13 protein-coding genes are annotated in these 15,055 nt (G+C 74.8%); 7 read left to right on the top strand and 6 right to left on the bottom strand.

Features of this window, described 5'->3' with window-relative positions; translation table 11 throughout:
* The first annotated feature begins 12 nt into the window (after window positions 1-12).
* Together ACIPSJ_RS20435 and ACIPSJ_RS20430 are read left to right on the top strand one after the other, a co-directional pair.
* Complete coding sequence (locus tag ACIPSJ_RS20435) at window positions 13-705, top strand: hemerythrin domain-containing protein (protein WP_401347501.1); 693 nt, start codon at window positions 13-15, stop codon at window positions 703-705.
* 4 nt (window positions 706-709) lie between these two features.
* Complete coding sequence (locus ACIPSJ_RS20430; protein ID WP_401347499.1) at window positions 710-1,624, top strand: pyridoxamine 5'-phosphate oxidase family protein; 915 nt, start codon at window positions 710-712, stop codon at window positions 1,622-1,624.
* A gap of 54 nt (window positions 1,625-1,678) precedes the next feature.
* Here the strand turns inward: ACIPSJ_RS20430 and ACIPSJ_RS20425 are convergent, their stop codons facing one another.
* From ACIPSJ_RS20425 to ACIPSJ_RS20400, 6 genes are all read right to left on the bottom strand, one after another.
* Window positions 1,679-3,208, bottom strand: coding sequence for an alpha/beta hydrolase (locus tag ACIPSJ_RS20425; RefSeq protein ID WP_401347496.1), 1,530 nt, complete (start codon window positions 3,206-3,208; stop codon window positions 1,679-1,681).
* On the bottom strand, window positions 3,205-4,362 hold the full coding sequence (locus tag ACIPSJ_RS20420) for a serine hydrolase domain-containing protein (RefSeq protein ID WP_401347493.1): 1,158 nt from the start codon (window positions 4,360-4,362) through the stop codon (window positions 3,205-3,207). The genes ACIPSJ_RS20425 and ACIPSJ_RS20420 overlap by 4 nt, the downstream gene beginning before the upstream one ends.
* 89 nt (window positions 4,363-4,451) lie before the next feature.
* The gene (locus ACIPSJ_RS20415; RefSeq protein WP_401347491.1) at window positions 4,452-5,717 is read right to left on the bottom strand and encodes an RNA polymerase sigma factor; all 1,266 of its coding nucleotides are present in this window, start codon (window positions 5,715-5,717) and stop codon (window positions 4,452-4,454) included.
* A complete protein-coding gene (locus ACIPSJ_RS20410; protein ID WP_359223929.1) occupies window positions 5,714-6,055 on the bottom strand; it encodes a YciI family protein in 342 nt (113 codons plus the stop codon). The genes ACIPSJ_RS20415 and ACIPSJ_RS20410 overlap by 4 nt, the downstream gene beginning before the upstream one ends.
* Window positions 6,052-6,786, bottom strand: coding sequence for a nuclear transport factor 2 family protein (locus tag ACIPSJ_RS20405; protein WP_359223931.1), 735 nt, complete (start codon window positions 6,784-6,786; stop codon window positions 6,052-6,054). Before ACIPSJ_RS20405 ends, ACIPSJ_RS20410 begins: the two co-directional genes overlap by 4 nt.
* Window positions 6,787-6,884: 98 nt before the next feature.
* On the bottom strand, window positions 6,885-8,231 hold the full coding sequence (locus tag ACIPSJ_RS20400; protein ID WP_401347488.1) for an FAD-binding protein: 1,347 nt from the start codon (window positions 8,229-8,231) through the stop codon (window positions 6,885-6,887).
* A gap of 214 nt (window positions 8,232-8,445) precedes the next feature.
* On the opposite strand from ACIPSJ_RS20400, the gene ACIPSJ_RS20395 reads away from it, so the two are divergent.
* From ACIPSJ_RS20395 to hypF, 5 genes are all read left to right on the top strand, one after another.
* Window positions 8,446-9,624 carry an acyltransferase family protein gene (locus ACIPSJ_RS20395; protein ID WP_401347487.1) on the top strand — a complete coding sequence of 393 codons (1,179 nt, stop codon included), beginning with the start codon at window positions 8,446-8,448 and terminating at the stop codon, window positions 9,622-9,624.
* 20 nt (window positions 9,625-9,644) lie between these two features.
* Complete coding sequence (locus tag ACIPSJ_RS20390; protein WP_401347485.1) at window positions 9,645-11,315, top strand: hydrogenase maturation protein; 1,671 nt, start codon at window positions 9,645-9,647, stop codon at window positions 11,313-11,315.
* A complete protein-coding gene (locus ACIPSJ_RS20385; protein ID WP_359223940.1) occupies window positions 11,312-11,893 on the top strand; it encodes a hydrogenase maturation protease in 582 nt (193 codons plus the stop codon). Before ACIPSJ_RS20390 ends, ACIPSJ_RS20385 begins: the two co-directional genes overlap by 4 nt.
* A gap of 66 nt (window positions 11,894-11,959) precedes the next feature.
* Complete coding sequence (gene hypB / locus ACIPSJ_RS20380; RefSeq protein WP_401347483.1) at window positions 11,960-12,682, top strand: hydrogenase nickel incorporation protein HypB; 723 nt, start codon at window positions 11,960-11,962, stop codon at window positions 12,680-12,682.
* Window positions 12,679-15,054: a carbamoyltransferase HypF gene (hypF, locus tag ACIPSJ_RS20375; protein WP_401347481.1), complete on the top strand. Its 2,376-nt coding sequence runs from the start codon at window positions 12,679-12,681 to the stop codon at window positions 15,052-15,054. The genes hypB and hypF overlap by 4 nt, the downstream gene beginning before the upstream one ends.
* The last annotated feature ends 1 nt before the right edge of the window (window position 15,055 follow it).

The raw sequence follows: 15,055 nt of genomic DNA, 5'->3' as shown, positions 1-15,055 counted from the left end.
GAGCAAGCAAGCGTGTCCCCCTACAGCAGCCAGGGCGCCCCGGCCACCGCCGAGCGTCCTCACACCCACGAAATGGTCGTGGTCCACCGGGTCTTCCGCCGCGAGTCGGCGATGCTGCCCCGGCTGGTGCGGGCCGTACCCGACGGCGACACGGCCCGCGCGGCCCGGGTCACCGAGGCCCTGCACGACTACACCAACGGCCTGCACCACCATCACCACGCCGAGGACGAGCTGGTCTGGCCGCTGCTGCGGTCCCGGGCCGCGCACGACGAGGCGCTGGTGGGCCGGATGACCGAGCAGCACGAGGCGATCGACGGCACCCTGACGGCCGTCGCCGAGTGGCTGCCGGTGTGGGAGCGGTCCGCCGACCGGATCTCCGGTGAGGAACTGGCCCTGGCCCTGGACGCGCACCGCACCGCCCTGCTGGACCACCTCGACGAGGAGGAGCGGTCGGTACTGCCGCTGATCGCCGAGCATCTCACCGTCGCCGAGTGGGACCTGGTCGGAGCGCGCGGCATGGAAGGGATACCGAAGAACAAGCGCATGCTCGCACTCGGCGCGATCCTGGAGGAGGCCACGCCCGAGGAGAGCGACTACTTCCTGGGCAAGGCCCCGCTCCTCGGCCGGCTGCTGTGGCAGGCTGTCGGCCGCCGCCAGTACGCCGCCTACCGCAGGGCCATGCGTGCCCCGCTGGACGGGGAGTAGCCCGGTGACCGTTCTCGACTCCGCTCCGCTCGACGTCCTGGACGCCTACCGCACCTGCGAGTTCGTCACCCTCGGCCGGGACGGCACGCCCGCGGCCTGGCCGACGGCCGTGCGGCGCCGCCCGGACGGGACCCTGCTGCTCAGCACGTCCCTGGCGTTCGCGCAGAAGGCGCTGAACATCCGCCGGGACGGCCGCGTCGCCCTGCTCTTCTCCGACCCCACCGGCAGTGGCCGCGAGGAACCCCCGCAGATCTTCGTCGGCGGCCGCGCCGAGTGCCCCGACGAGATCATGACCGGACCGCAGGGCGCCGAGGACTACTGGCGGATGCTGTTCACCCGGCAGCCGCACAGCCGGTCCTACCTCGCGCCTCCGATGCGCCTGCTGATGGACTGGTACTACCTGCGGCTGCTGATCACGGTGACGCCCGAACAGGTCGTCGTACGGCCGCAGTTGCCCGCGGCGCCCGGCACGCCCGCACCGGCCGGCGACCTGGTTGGCGCCGCTCAGCTCGCACGCTACCCGACGGCCGTGCTCGCCGCCCGCGACGCCTCCGGCGCCCCGGTGCCGGTCCGGACCCGGGTGGTGCCCACGCCCGAGGGCTTCGCCGTGGCCGTGCCGGCCGACTGCCCCGCCGCACCGGGCCCCGCCTCGCTTCTCGTGCACCGGCACGACGAGCTTCTCAACCACATGCACAACGCCCTCGTGCGCGGCGAGTTGCGGGAGAGCGACACGGGATGGCTGCTGGTCCCGGACAAGGTGGTGGAGCCGATGGGCACGGGCCGCGCGAGCGACGCGCTGAGCGTGCTGCGCACCACGAAGCGGGCCACCGACCGCTATCTGGCCCGGCGCGGTCTCGCCCGGCCCCGCGTGCGGTGGCCGGAGTTCAAGGCGCTGGCGCGGGACGCGCGCCGGACCTGATCCGGCCGGGAACCTCCGGGCCGTCCCGGCGCGGGAACGGCCCGGAGACACCGCTCAGTGCGGGGACGCGGCGCAGGTGACGTCCGCGCCGGGCAGCCGCCCGGTCGCGAGGTAGGTGTTCACGGTCGCGTCCACGCAGTCGCTGCCGTAGACACCGAACACCGCGTGCTGGTCCGCGCCGCGCAGGGTCACCAGCCGGGAGCTCGGCCAGCCGCGGTGCACCGCCCGCGCGCCCTCGTAGACGGTGCGCGGGTCGCCGGTGGCGTTGACGAGCAGGGCCGGCACATCGTCCCGGATCACGGTCGGCCGCTCGCGCGGCGGCTCCCAGAAGGCGCACGGCCCGATGTTGTTGGTCACCGGACCGAACAACGGGTCCTGTGCGCGGGCGGTCTGCACATCACGCCAGTACGTCCGCGGATCGCGGGGCGCGGCGACGTCACCGCACAGGATGGACATCTGCACACTGCCGTACGCCGATTCGGAGCCGGTGAGCATGAAGCCCAGGGTGTCCGCGAGCCAGGCGCTCGGGGTGACGGTCCTGCCGTCGGCCGCGTCCCGCAGATCGCGCACGCCCTGGGCGAAGGCGCCGTAGGCCGCGTCGTCGTCCTGGGAGAGACCGCTGAAGACCACCATCGGTACGACACCGTCGTCCACCCGGTAGGCGCCGACCCGCAGCGGCGCCCGTTCGGCGGCGGCCTGGATCCGGTCGACGGCCGCCAGCACCGCGTCCCGGGTGCGGCCCAGGCCGTACGTCGTGTCCCGGGCGGCGGCCCAAGTGGCCCAGTCCCGCAGGGCGTGCCGGTTGGCGGGTTCCGAGCCGCGCAGCAGCCGGGGGCTGTAGCGGGCGGGGTCGGCCACCCCGTCCAGGACCACCCGGTCCGTGCGCCTCGGGAACATCGTGGCGTACACCTCGCCGAGGTAACTGCCGTACGAATAGCCGAGATAGGAGATCCGCCGCTCGCCGAGCGCGGCGCGGATCACGTCCATGTCCCGCGCGGTGTTCCGGGTGGTGGCGTACGGCAGTACGTCCCCCTCGTACTTCCGGCAGTCACGGGCGAGTTTCTCGGCGAAGGCGGTGGAGCGGTCGAAGCCGGCCCGGTCGCGCCCCGGGCCGCGGATCCCCGACCCCGTGGGCCAGTGGCAGTCCAGGGCGGTACTGCGGCCGACGAACCGGGGGTCCACACCGACCACGTCGTACCGCTTGCCGACGTCCTTCATCGCCGCGCGCACCCACGGCGGGTCGCCGATCGTCTGCCCGCCCGGCCCGCCGCTGTTGAGGAGCAGCGCGCCGACCCGGTGGGCGGTGTCGGTGGCCCTGATCCGGGAGACGGCGACGGTGACGGTACGGCCGTTCGGGTCGGCGTAGTCCAACGGCACGGTGACGTCGGCGCATCGGGCGCCGGCCTTCTCCAGGTCCTTGCCGGTGTCGTCGTCGGGCCCGAGCACGCAGCTCTTCCAGTCGAGGTGCTGGTGGTGGTAGCGGGCCAGGGGGTCGGGGGCGGTGCTGTGGGTGGTGGCCGGTGTGGTGCCGAGGGCCAGGGCGCTCGCCAGGGCCAGGGCGGCCGATGCCGCGAAGCCGGTCATGCGGAGGTCCTTTCGGAGGCGCAGAGGGAGGTGTCGACGAGGTCCTGGAAGTCCTGTTCGGCCCGGAGGGTGTCCGGTACCTGGTCGAGGGCGACGGCCACGCTCCGGCCGCCGGGCCCGACGGCGACCAGCGCCCGGTGCCCGCCCGGCACGGTCCCGGCGTGCCCCCACCACACCCCGCCGCACGACAACGGCGACGAGATCAGCCCCAGCCCGTACCGGGCGCCCGGCCACAGCCGGTCCGGATCGGCGGCCACCGTTTGTTGCATCTCGCGGAGTTGGGGCGCGGGCAGCAGCCGTCCGCCGAGCAGCGCGTCGGCGAACCGGGTGAGGTCGGACTGCGTGGAGACGAGCGCCCCGCCCACCCCGCCGAAGGTCGTGTTCCAGTCGGTGCCGTCGACGCGCCGCCCGTCCTCGGAGGCGAAGTAGCTGTGCGAGTACCGCCCCCGGATCCGCGTCTCGTCACCCGGCCAGTACGTGTCGCGCAACCCGAGGGGCTCGATGATCCGTCGGCCGATCTCCGTCTCCGGACTGCGGCCGGTGACCTGCTGGACGATCAGGCCCAGCACCAGGTAGTTGGTGGTGGCGTAGTGCCAGGACTGCTGGGGGCGCGGGAGTTCGAGGGCGCGCGCGATCAACTCACGGGGCTCGAAGTGGCGGTGGCGCAGCCGCTCCGGGTGCTCCCACTCGGGGGCGTCGAGATAGTCGGGCAACCCGCTGGTGTGGCGCAGGAGTCGGCGTACGGTGATGTACTTCCCGGCATCGCCGAGAGTGCCCGGCAGATAGTGTGCGACGGAGGCGTCGAGCGAGAGCCGGTGCTCGGCGGCGAGTTGCAGGACGACGGTCGCGGTGAACGTCTTGGTGACGCTGCCGACGCGCAGCCGGTCGGTGGTGGTCATGGGGCGGCCGGTGCCCAGATCGGCCGTACCGGCCGTCTCGGACCAGCGCCCGCACGGGCCGTCGGCGAGGACCGAGGCTCCGGCGATGTGGTCGTGTGCGGTGAGTGCGGTCAGGGCCCGGCGGACCTCGTCATGTCTGCCGCAGGGCTCGGACGGCCCGGGTGGGGACGACCGCGCGGAGGCCGGGGGTGCGGCCGCCAGCACGATCGCCGCCACCGATAACGCCAGGGCGGACTTCGCGGAAATCGTTGCCATGCACCCACACGCTAGGCAGAGCCCGCCCCGCGATCACTCCAGTGGGCTGCCGCATTCAGGGTGGGGGAAGCCCCCGGCCGGGGCTCCGGTCAGCCCCCGGCACCGCCGCACTGGGCCAGCCGCCTCTCCAGGAACCGGCGCTCGGCCGCGTTCTCCACCAACTCCAGGGCCCGCGCGTACGACGCGGCCGCCTCCCGCAGGCGTCCCATCCGGCGCAGCAGGTCGGCGCGGGTCGCGGGCAGCAGGTGGTAGCCGGCCAGCTCGTCCGCCGCCTCCAGCTCCGCCACCAGGGCGAGCCCCGCCTCGCCTCCTTCGGCCATGCCCACGGCGACCGCGCGGTTCAGCCGGACCACGGGGGAGGGGACGTACCGCTGGAGTTCGCCGTAGAGACCGGCGATGTCGGCCCAGTCGGTGTCGGCGGCCGTCGCCGCGGTGGTGTGGCAGGCCGCGACGGCCGCCTGGATCTGGTACGGGCCGGGCCGGCCGCGACGCAGGGCACCCTCCAGGAGCGCGGCACCCTCGTCGATCGCGGCGCGGTCCCAGGCCGTGCGGTCCTGGTCCTCCAGGGTCACCAGGTCGCCCGCCGCGTCCACCCGCGTCTCCCGGCGGGCGTCGTGCAGCAGCAGGAGCGCCAGCAGCCCGACCACCTCGGGCTCGTCGGGCATCAGCCGGGCCAGCAGCCGGGCCAGGCGGACGGCCTCGGCACACAGGCCGGCGCGCATCAGGTCGGCGCCCGCGGTGGCCGCGTACCCCTCGTTGAACAGCAGATAGAGCACACCCAGGACGCCCGTCGTGCGTTCGGGCAGCAGATGCGCGGGCGGCACCCGGTACGGGATACCGGCGTTGCGGATCTTCCGCTTGGCCCGCACCAGCCGCTGCGCCATCGTCGCCTCCGGGACCAGGAACGCACGGGCGATCTCCGGCGTGGTCAGCCCGGCCAGGGTGCGCAGGGTCAGCGCGACCCGGGCCTCGATCGGCAACGCCGGGTGACAACAGGTGAAGAGCAGCCGCAGCCGGTCGTCCGGCACCCCGCTGTCGTCGCCGTCGTGGTCCGGGTCGTACGGCCCCCCGTCCCGTGCCAGCACGGCGGCCTCCCGCAGCTTCTCGGCGCCCACCGCCTCCCGGCGCAGCACGTCCAGGGCACGGTTGCGGGCGGTCGTGGTCAGCCAGGCGCCGGGGCGGCGCGGCACTCCGTCGCGCCGCCACCGGTCGAGCGCCTGGGCGAAGGCGTCCTGCGCGCACTCCTCGGCGAGGTCCCAGTCGCCGGTCACCCGGATCAGGGTGGCGACGACCTGGGCCCACTCCTCGCGGAAGGCGGCGGCGACGGCCTCCTCCACCTCGTCCGTGGCACTCACTCCCAGACCGGCCGCACCTCCACGGAGCCGCCGGCCAGCGCCGCGGGGTGCCGCGAGGCGAGCGCGAGGGCCTCGTCGAGGTCGGCGACCTCGATGATGTCGAGCCCCGCGATGTACTCCTTGGTCTCGGCGAACGGCCCGTCGCTCAGCAGCACTTCGTCACCCTGGACGCGCACCGTGGTCGCGTCGGCGGCGGGCCGCAGCCGGGCGCCGCCCCGGACCACGTCCCGGGTGCGGACCTCGTGGATGTACGAGGTGAAGCGCGGGTCCTCGGCGATCTCGGCGGGGCTCAGCTCCTCGCCGCCGACCGGGGTGCAGATGAACAGGACGTACTTCATGACCGCTTCGCCTCCGCGGGGACCGAGACGTGCTCGTGGGCGATCACCCAGCTGAAACCAGTGTCGCGGTAGCCGGTGGAGACCCGTACCACCTGGTCCAGGGGCTCCCCGGTCACCCGGGTACCCCGCAGCCGGACCAGGGCGTGGCTGAAGGTGCTGCCCTCGCCGGGGCGCACCCGCAGGTCGAGCACCTCGCGGTGGACCGGCCCGCTCAGCGTCGCGAACCACTCCTCGACCGCCTTGCGGACCGCGGCGATCCCCGACTGAGCCTCGACGCCGGCCGGTCCGAAGGCCTCCACGTCGGGGGCGTAGCAGGCCGTCATCCGGTCGACGTCGCGCTCGCGGGCGGCCTCGGTCAGCTCGCCGTCGATCCGGCGGACGGCCGTCTCGGCGTCCTCCATGAGCCCCTCGTCCCAGAACGGGCGCACCTCCATGGCCCCGATGGTGGCCACCGGGTGCTGGGCCGCGATCCGTACCGCCTCCTCCAGACCGGCGCAGTCGACGACGTCGAACCCGGCGACGTACTCCTTCGTCTCGGCGAACGGCCCGTCGGTGCGCAGCACCTCCCCGTCGCGGACCCGGACGGTGACCGCGGTGTCCGGCAGCCGCAGCCGGTGGCCGTACAGCCGGGCCCCGGTGCGCACACCGTGCTCCTCCACCCAGGGTTCGACCGGTGCCATCCCGGAGGCGTCGGCGGTGTCGTCGCCGCAGACCAGCAGCATGTACTTCATGGGTTCCTCCCGGTGCTCATGTGCTTCCTACACCCCACCGACGAACGGCGCCGGGCGGAATCGACACACCGAGGTCCCGCAAGCATGTGTGGCCCCGGTCACCGCCACAGACCGTGCCCCCTGCCCAGCACCCCGTGCGGGTCGTGCACGTTCTTGGCCTCGGTCAGGGTGCCCCACCGGCTGCCGTAGTGCTCCCGCCAGTCGGCGGGGGACATCGGCAGCGCGTTGACCGGGTAGGCCACGGCGCCCTTCGCCCGGGCGTACTCGAACGCCGTGCGGTTGGCGGCCACCATCGGGTCGGCGGCGCCCGGGGCCGCCGTGCGCAGCAGGGCCAGCAGCAGGACGACCTCGCCGTGCGGGCGGCGGAACAGCGGGGCCCGCAGGGTGCGGGTGAGCAGCGGGTAGAGCAGGACCAGGCCGTTCTCGCGCAGGTCCCGGAAGGCCGGGTCGGCGAGGACGTCGGTCACCACGGAGGCCGCGGTGTCCTCGGGGAGCAGCAGGTTCAGCCAGGGGTGCGGGTGCAGCCACGCGCCGCTCGCGCGCAGGATCTCCTCGTCCTCCGCCACCCGGTCGGCGAACTCGGCGTAACCGAGGTCCGTGATCTCGGCCGAGCCGAAGGAGAGGTCCGCGAGGAGGGCCGTGTCGTCGGGCGGGGTCGGCCCCTGGTGGGCGGCCACCGCCTCGACCATGTAGTGCCAGCCGCCGGCGGTGTCCTCCAGGGGACGGGCCTGCCCCTCCAGATAGGCGAAGCGCCGGTCCGTCGCCAGCAGATGCTGGTCCGACAGGTAGCCGTCGAGGTCGGGGTAGTACAGGCAGTAGCGGCGCACCAGGGCGGGCGCGGGGGCCAGCCGCAGGGTGGCCCGGACGATGACGGCCACCTGACCCAGACCGGCCAGCACCGCGTGGAAGAGGGCGCCGTGCCGGTCCGGCGAGCAGACCAGGTGCTCACCGGCCCCGGTCACCACCTCCAGCTCCAGCACCGAGTCGGCGACCAGGCCGTGCCGGTGACTGGCGCCGCCCAGGCCGCCCGCGCTCAGCACCCCGCCGACGCCGGCTCCGAGGTAGTCGGTGAGAACGGGCGGGGCGAGCCCGTGGGGCAGGGTCGCCGCGAGCACGTCCCGCCACAGCGCCCCGGCCCGCACCTCGATGCGGTCCCCGGTCACCGGCCCGACCGCGCTCAGCCCGCCCAGGTCCAGGACGATCCCGCCGCGCGCCTGCCCCTGGCCGTACAGGGAGTGACCGCCGGACCGCGCGGCCACCGGGATCCCGCGCGGCCCGGCGTACGCCAGCGCGTCCTTGATCTCGGCGGCGGACCGGGGCCGCAGCACGCCCAGCGGCGGTGTGTGCACCAGCCCGCCGAAGTCCCGGGCCGCTTCCCGGAGGGTCTCCGGGCGGGTGTCGAGCAGTTCCCCGCAGCGGGCGGAGACCCGGTCCGACGACGTCACGGTGGCACGCTCCCAGGAGATGGCGGTCGGTACGGACGTGACCATCTTCGTCCGGCGGCCCGCCGGACGGGCGTGGTTTCCCGTGTCTGCACCCACACGGAAGGGTGGGTTTACGCCGGGGAAATCCGGAGAGCAGCGTGTCCGGAGCGGTGCCGTCCGGGGCCTCCACCCCGTCTTCGCCCCCCGTCCCCCGTCGCTTTCCGAAGCGCATGTCGTGTGTGAGAGGTGTTCTGGTCTGTCCGGCTCCCGCGAGACAGCAGCCACAATCGACGCGTCGCCGGCCGCGGTCGACGCGTCGCCCGCGCAGGTCGCGGCGGCCAGGAGCGGCCCGCCGGGCGGCGGGCGCGACGCATACTTCGACAACGCGAAGTACCTGGCGATCGTGCTCGTGGCCGTCGGGCACGCCTGGGAGCCACTGCGCGCGGACAGCCGTACCGTCACCGCGCTCTACACCTTCGTCTACGCCTTCCACATGCCGGCGTTCATCGTCGTCTCCGGCTACTTCTCCCGCGGCTTCGACGCGAGCCCGGCCCGGATCAGGCGGCTGGTCACCGGCGTCGCCGTGCCCTATGCGGTGTTCGAGGTCGCCTACACCCTCTTCACCCGGTGGAGCGACCACGCCCCGGACCGCGACATCAGCCTGCTGGACCCCCTGTACCTCACCTGGTTCCTGGCGGCCCTGTTCCTGTGGCGGCTGACGACGCCGATCTGGCGGATCACGCGGTGGCCGCTGCCCGTCGCGCTCGCCGTCGCCATGCTGGCGAGCCTCTCCTCGTCCATCGGCAACGACCTCGATCTGCAGCGCGTCCTTCAGTTCCTGCCGTACTTCGTGCTCGGCCTGTGCCTGCGGCCGGAGCACTTCCGCCGGCTGCGCCGGTGGAGCGTGCGGATCTGCGCGGTGCCGGTGTTCGGCTGCGCGCTCGCCGTGGCGTACTGGTCGGTGCCGCGCTCGGGCTACCGCTGGTTCTTCCACCGCGACAGCGCCGAGCAGCTCGGCGCGCCCGCCTGGTACGGGCCCGTCATGACCCTCGCCACCTTCGGCTGCTCCCTGCTGCTGGTCGCCTGCTTCCTCGCCTGGGTCCCGGGCCGCCGCACCTGGTTCACCGCCCTCGGCGCGGGCACCCTCTACGGCTATCTGCTGCACGGCTTCCTCGCCCAGGGCGCCAAGCCCGCCCACTGGTACGACCCGGCCTGGACGCACGGCCCACTGGGCGCGGTGACCGTCACTCTCGCCGCCGCCGTGGCGGTGACCCTGCTGTGCACCCCGCCGGTGCGCCGGGTCTTCCTGTGCGTGATGGAACCCCGGATGGACTGGGCGTTCCGGAAGGAGGAGGGGCGGGCGCCGCAGGACGGGCGACGAAACGCCGCGCGGGTCCTTTCCGGAAGCCGCTGAAGCGGCGAATATGCCGCACCATGGACATTCTGCTCGTCGCAAGCGCGTTCAACAGCCTGTCCCAGCGGGTCTACGCCGAACTCTCCGACCTCGGCCACCGGGTGGACGTCGTCCTCGCCGCCCACGGCCCCGACGCCGTCCGCTCCGCCGTACGGGACCGGCGCCCGGAGCTGATCATCGCGCCGATGCTGAAGACGGCGCTCCCCGACGACGTCTGGCAGCGGCACACCTGTCTCGTCGTGCACCCGGGGCCGCTCGGCGACCGGGGCCCCTCCTCCCTCGACTGGGCCATCGCCGAACAGGCCCCCGACTGGGGGGTGACCGTCCTGCAGGCCGAGGCGGCCATGGACGCGGGCGCCGTCTGGGCGAGCGAGCCCTTCCCGGTGGAGCCGGTCGGCAAGAGCGACCTCTACCGCAGCGAGGCCGCCGACGCCGCCCTCACCGCCGTCCACCAGGCCGTACGACGGTACGCGGAGGGCTCGTACAAGCCACGGCCGCAGAGCGGTCCCGAGATCCGCGCCCGGGTCGTCTGGCGTGACGTCTTCCGCCAGTCGCGTCGGCGGATCGACTGGGCCGCCGACGACACCCCGACGGTGCTGCGCAAACTCCGCGGGGCCGACTCCCAGCCCGGGGTTCTGGACGAGATCCGCGACCGGGAGGTGTTCCTGCACGGGGGCCACCCCGAGGACCGGCTGCGGGGCCGCCCGGGCGAGCTGCTCGCCACCCGCGCGGGCGCCGTCTGCCGGGCCACCCGCGACGGCGCCGTGTGGATCCCCGAACTGCGCCCCCGGAAGGACTCCGGCGACCCGGCCCCCTTCCGCCGCCCCGCGGCGGACGTCCTCACCGGCCCGGCCCTCCCCGAGGACCCCGCCCCGCTCGAACTGCCCCCGGACCGCCGCACCTGGACCGACATCCACTACCGGCAGCACGGCGACGTCGGCTTCGTCAGCTTCTCCTTCCCCGGCGGCGCGATGAGCACCGGCCACTGCCGTCGCCTGCTGGCCGCGTACGAGTACGCCCTCGCCCGGCCCACCCGGGTCCTGGTCCTCGGCGGTCGGCGCGACTTCTTCTCCAACGGCATCCACCTGAACGTCATCGAGGCCGCCGCCGACCCCGCCGCGGAGTCCTGGACCAACCTCAACGCCATGGACGACCTGGTCGAGGCCGTGCTGCGGACCACCGACCGGCTGGTGGTGGCCGCGCTCGGCGGCAACGCGGCGGCCGGCGGCGCCATGCTCGCCCTCGCCGCCGACGAGGTCTGGTGCCGCACCGGCGCCGTCCTCAACCCGCACTACCGGCGGATGGGCCTGTACGGCTCGGAGTTCTGGACGTACTCGCTGCCCCGCCGCGTCGGAGCGGACACGGCGGCGCGGCTGACCGACGAGGCCCAGCCGGTGAGCGCCGCGACGGCCGCCCGGACCGGACTCGTCGACCGGCTGCTCCCGGTACCCGCGCAGGGGTTCACCGGAGAGGTCGAGCGGCTGGCCGCCGCGCTCGCGGAGCGGCCCGGCCTCGATCGCCGGATCGCCGCCAAGGCCGCGGCACGCCGCGCCGACGAGGCGGAACGGCCGCTCGCCGCGTACCGGAAGGACGAACTCGCCCGGATGCGGGCCCTGTTCTTCGACCCCACCGCCCCCTACCACGCGCTGCGCTCCGACTTCGTCCGCAAGGTCCCGGGCGGTGCCCGGTGACGCGGCTGCTGGTGGCGGGCGTCGGCAACATCTTCCTCGGCGACGACGCCTTCGGCCCCGAGGTGATCCGCGCCCTGGCCGACCGCCCGCTGCCGCCCGGGGTGCGGGTCAGGGACTTCGGCATCCGGGGCATGGACCTCGCCTACGAACTGCTCGACGGCTGGACGGTCGCCGTACTCGTGGACGCGGCCGCACGCGGGCACCGGCCCGGCACCCTGTCGCTCGTCGAGCCGGAACCGCCCGACGGCGCCCCGGCCGCCCCGCCCGAGGCGCACGGCATGGACCCGGCGAAGGTGCTGGCCCTCGCCGCCCACCTCGGCGACGAACCCCTGCCCCGGGTCCTCGTCCTCGCCTGCGAGCCGGGGGAACTGCCGCGCGGCGACGAGGACATCGCCCCCGGCCTCACCGGACCGGTCCGGGACGCGGTCGGGCGAGCCGTCGTCGCCCTGCACGCCCTGGTCCCGGCGCTGCTGGCGGATCCCCTGGTCACGCCCCCGTTGGACCGCCCGGAGGAATCCGCGGGCCCCGCCGCGGCCGGGCTCCCGCACCCGGCCGCCACCGGCGCGGAGGATCGCTAGCGGACCAGGACGAGGACCCACCCGTGCCACCGGTCCTTCCCCAGCCGAAGCGACCGAGGAGCACCCATGTGTCAGTCGGAGGAGGTCACCCGGGCCGTCCTGGCCAGGAACGACGGCCTCGCCGCCAGCCTGCGCGAGGACCTGGCCGCGCGCGGGGTGAGCGTGGTGAACCTGCTCTCCAGCCCCGGCAGCGGCAAGACCGAACTGCTCGGCCGGGTACTGGCCCGGGCCGGGGAACGGGACGTCCCCGTCGCCGCCTTCACCGCCGACCTGGCCACCGAGAACGACGCCCGGCGGCTGGCCCGGTCGGGCGCGCCGGTCAAGCAGCTGCTGACCGACGGGCTGTGCCACCTGGAGGCCCGGCAGGTCCGCGGCCATCTGGAGGGCTGGCTGCCCGCGGACACCGCGCTGCTGTTCGTGGAGAACGTCGGCAACCTGGTCTGCCCGGCCTCCTACGACCTCGGCGAACACCTGCGGATCGTGCTGATGGCGGTCACCGAGGGCGAGGACAAGCCCGCCAAGTACCCCACCGCCTTCGGCTCCGCGCACCTGGTCGTCCTCACCAAGACCGACCTCGCCGGACCGGCCGGCTTCGACGGGACCGCCTTCGCCGAGCAGGTACGGCGGGTCAACCCCGGAGTGGAGATCGTGTCCACCTGCGCCCGCACCGGCGAGGGAGTCGACACCGTCCTCGACCGGGTGCTCGCCGTACGGGACGGTGCCCCCGTCCACCGGCCGCCCCTCGCCCCGCACCCGCACGGTCACGTCCACGCCCCGACCGCCTCGTGACGGCCCCCACCACGGCGACCACCGTCCGCCGGCGCATCACGGTGCGCGGCACCGTGCAGGGCGTGGGCTTCCGCCCGTACGTCCACCGCCTCGCCGCCGACCTGGCCCTCGCCGGGTTCGTCGGCAACACCGCGAGCGGCGTGCTCATCGAGGTGGAGGGGGAGCCGGCCGGGGTGGAGCGGTTCTGCGAGCGGCTCGCGGACGAGCCGCCGCCGCTGGCCACCGTCACCGCCGTGGGCGTCGAGGAGGTACCCGCCACCGGGGCGGACGGCGGATTCACCATCCGCGCCACCGAGGAGTCGGCCCCGGGCCGCGCGCTCCTCCCGCCCGACACCGCGACCTGCCCCGACTGCCTGCGCGAGCTGGCCGACCCCGCCGACCGCCGGCACCGGCACCCCTTCATCACCTGCACCCACTGCGGACCCCGCTTCACCATCGCCACCGGCATGCCGTACGACCGCGCGGTCACCACGATGTCCGGCTTCCCTCTGTGCCCGAGCTGCGCCCGCGAGTACGACGCCCCCGCCGACCGGCGCTTCCACGCCCAGCCCGTCGCCTGCCCCGACTGCGGACCCCGGCTGCGGCTGGTGCCCGCCGCGGGCAGCGGGGTGCGGGCCGCTCGCGACGGCGACGCCCTGGCCCGGGCGCGGGAACTGCTCGCCGCCGGGCGGATCGTCGCCGTGAAGGGCATCGGCGGCTACCACCTGGCCTGCGACGCCTCCCACGCGCGGGCCGTCGACACCCTGCGGACCCGCAAGGCGCGCGGCGACAAGCCGTTCGCGGTGATGTGCGCGGACCTAGCCCAGGCCGAGCGGATCGCCGTGGTCGGGACGGCGGAGCGGACGGCGCTCGCCGGCCCCCGGCGGCCCATCGTCCTGCTCCGCCCCCGCCACGGAGTGCGGCTGGCTCCCGGCGTCTGCCCCGGCAGCCCGCACCTCGGCGTGATGCTGCCCTACACCCCCGTCCACACCCTCCTGTTCGGCCTCCCCGGCGACCCGCCGGGCCCCCGCGTCCTCGTCATGACCAGCGGCAACCGCTCCGGCGAGCCCATCGTCACGGACGACGACGAGGCGCTGACCCGGCTGTTCGGACTGGCCGACGCCTGGCTCGCCCACGACCGGCCCATCGCCTCGCCCTGCGACGACTCCCTGCTGCGGGTCCGTGCCGACGGCACCGAACAGGTCCTGCGCCGCTCCCGCGGCTATGCCCCGCGCCCGCTGCGGCTGCCCGTCCCGGTGCGGCCCGCGCTGGCGGTCGGCGGCGACCTGAAGAACGCGCTGTGCGTCGGCGAGGGCGACCTGGCCTGGTTCGGTCCGCACATCGGCGACATGGGCGACCTGGCCACCCTGGAGGCCGCGGTCCGGGCCGAACGGCATCTGCACCGGCTGACCGGAGTCCACCCGGAACTCGTCGCCGCCGACCGCCACCCCGGCTACCACTCCGCCGCCTGGGCCCGCCGCCGCGCCGCCCGACTCCCCGTGCGGAAACCGGTGTTCGTCCAGCACCACCACGCCCACATCGCCGCCGCGATGGCCGAGGCGGGCCTGGACGGTACCGCCCCCGTCATCGGCGTCGCCTTCGACGGCACCGGCTACGGCGACGACGGCACCGTCTGGGGCGGCGAGGTGCTCGTCGCCGACTACACCGGTTACCGGCGCCTCGCCCACCTCGCCCCGGCCCCGCTGCCCGGCGGGGACGCGGGCGTGGCCAACCCCTGCCGGACGGCACTGGCCCGGCTGTGGGCGGCCGGACTGCCCTGGGACCCGGACCTGCCCAGCGTCGCCGCCTGCTCCCGCGAGGAACTCAGACTGCTGGCACGGCAGTTGCCCAGCCAGGTCGGCTGCGTCGCCACCTCCAGCATGGGCCGGCTCTTCGACGCCGTGTCCTCCCTCGCGGGCGTCTGCCACCGCGTCGGCTACGAGGCCCAGGCCGCCCTGGAACTGGAGGCGCAGGCCCGCCTGGCCTGGGACGCCGACCAGGCCGCGTACCGCTTCGGCGACCGCTTCGACCCGGCCCCCGCGCTGCACGCGATCGTCACCGACCGGCGCCAGGGCGTCCCGGTGCCGGTGATCGCGGCCCGCTTCCACCGCGGTGTGGCCCGGGCGGTCCTGGACGTCTGCCGCGCCGCCCGCCGGGCCACCGGCCTGACCACCGTCGCCCTCACCGGGGGCGTCTTCGCCAACGCCCTGCTGGAGGGCGCGAGTACGGACCTGCTGGGCGCCGACGGATTCACGGTCCTGCTGCACGGCGAGGTCCCGCCCAACGACGGCGGCCTGGCCCTCGGGCAGCTGGTGGTCGCGGCCCACGAGCGTCCCGACCACGACCGACCCGACCACGACCGACGTACCCGGTTCAGCGACGAGACGGAGTGAC

Origin of the sequence: Streptomyces sp. NPDC090088 (genome assembly GCF_044747345.1) — a bacterium.
Classification (GTDB): domain Bacteria; phylum Actinomycetota; class Actinomycetes; order Streptomycetales; family Streptomycetaceae; genus Streptomyces.
Note: the sequence above shows the minus strand (reverse complement) of the source record. Positions and strands in the feature narration are given on the sequence as shown.

Coding starts and splice junctions, on each gene's coding strand:
- ACIPSJ_RS20425 (WP_401347496.1), bottom strand. CDS start 3,208: ATGACCGGCTTCGCGGCATCGGCCGCCCTGGCCCTGGCGAGCGCCCTG.
- ACIPSJ_RS20420 (WP_401347493.1), bottom strand. CDS start 4,362: ATGGCAACGATTTCCGCGAAGTCCGCCCTGGCGTTATCGGTGGCGGCG.
- ACIPSJ_RS20410 (WP_359223929.1), bottom strand. CDS start 6,055: ATGAAGTACGTCCTGTTCATCTGCACCCCGGTCGGCGGCGAGGAGCTG.
- ACIPSJ_RS20405 (WP_359223931.1), bottom strand. CDS start 6,786: ATGAAGTACATGCTGCTGGTCTGCGGCGACGACACCGCCGACGCCTCC.
- ACIPSJ_RS20390 (WP_401347485.1), top strand. CDS start 9,645: ATGGACATTCTGCTCGTCGCAAGCGCGTTCAACAGCCTGTCCCAGCGG.
- hypB (WP_401347483.1), top strand. CDS start 11,960: ATGTGTCAGTCGGAGGAGGTCACCCGGGCCGTCCTGGCCAGGAACGAC.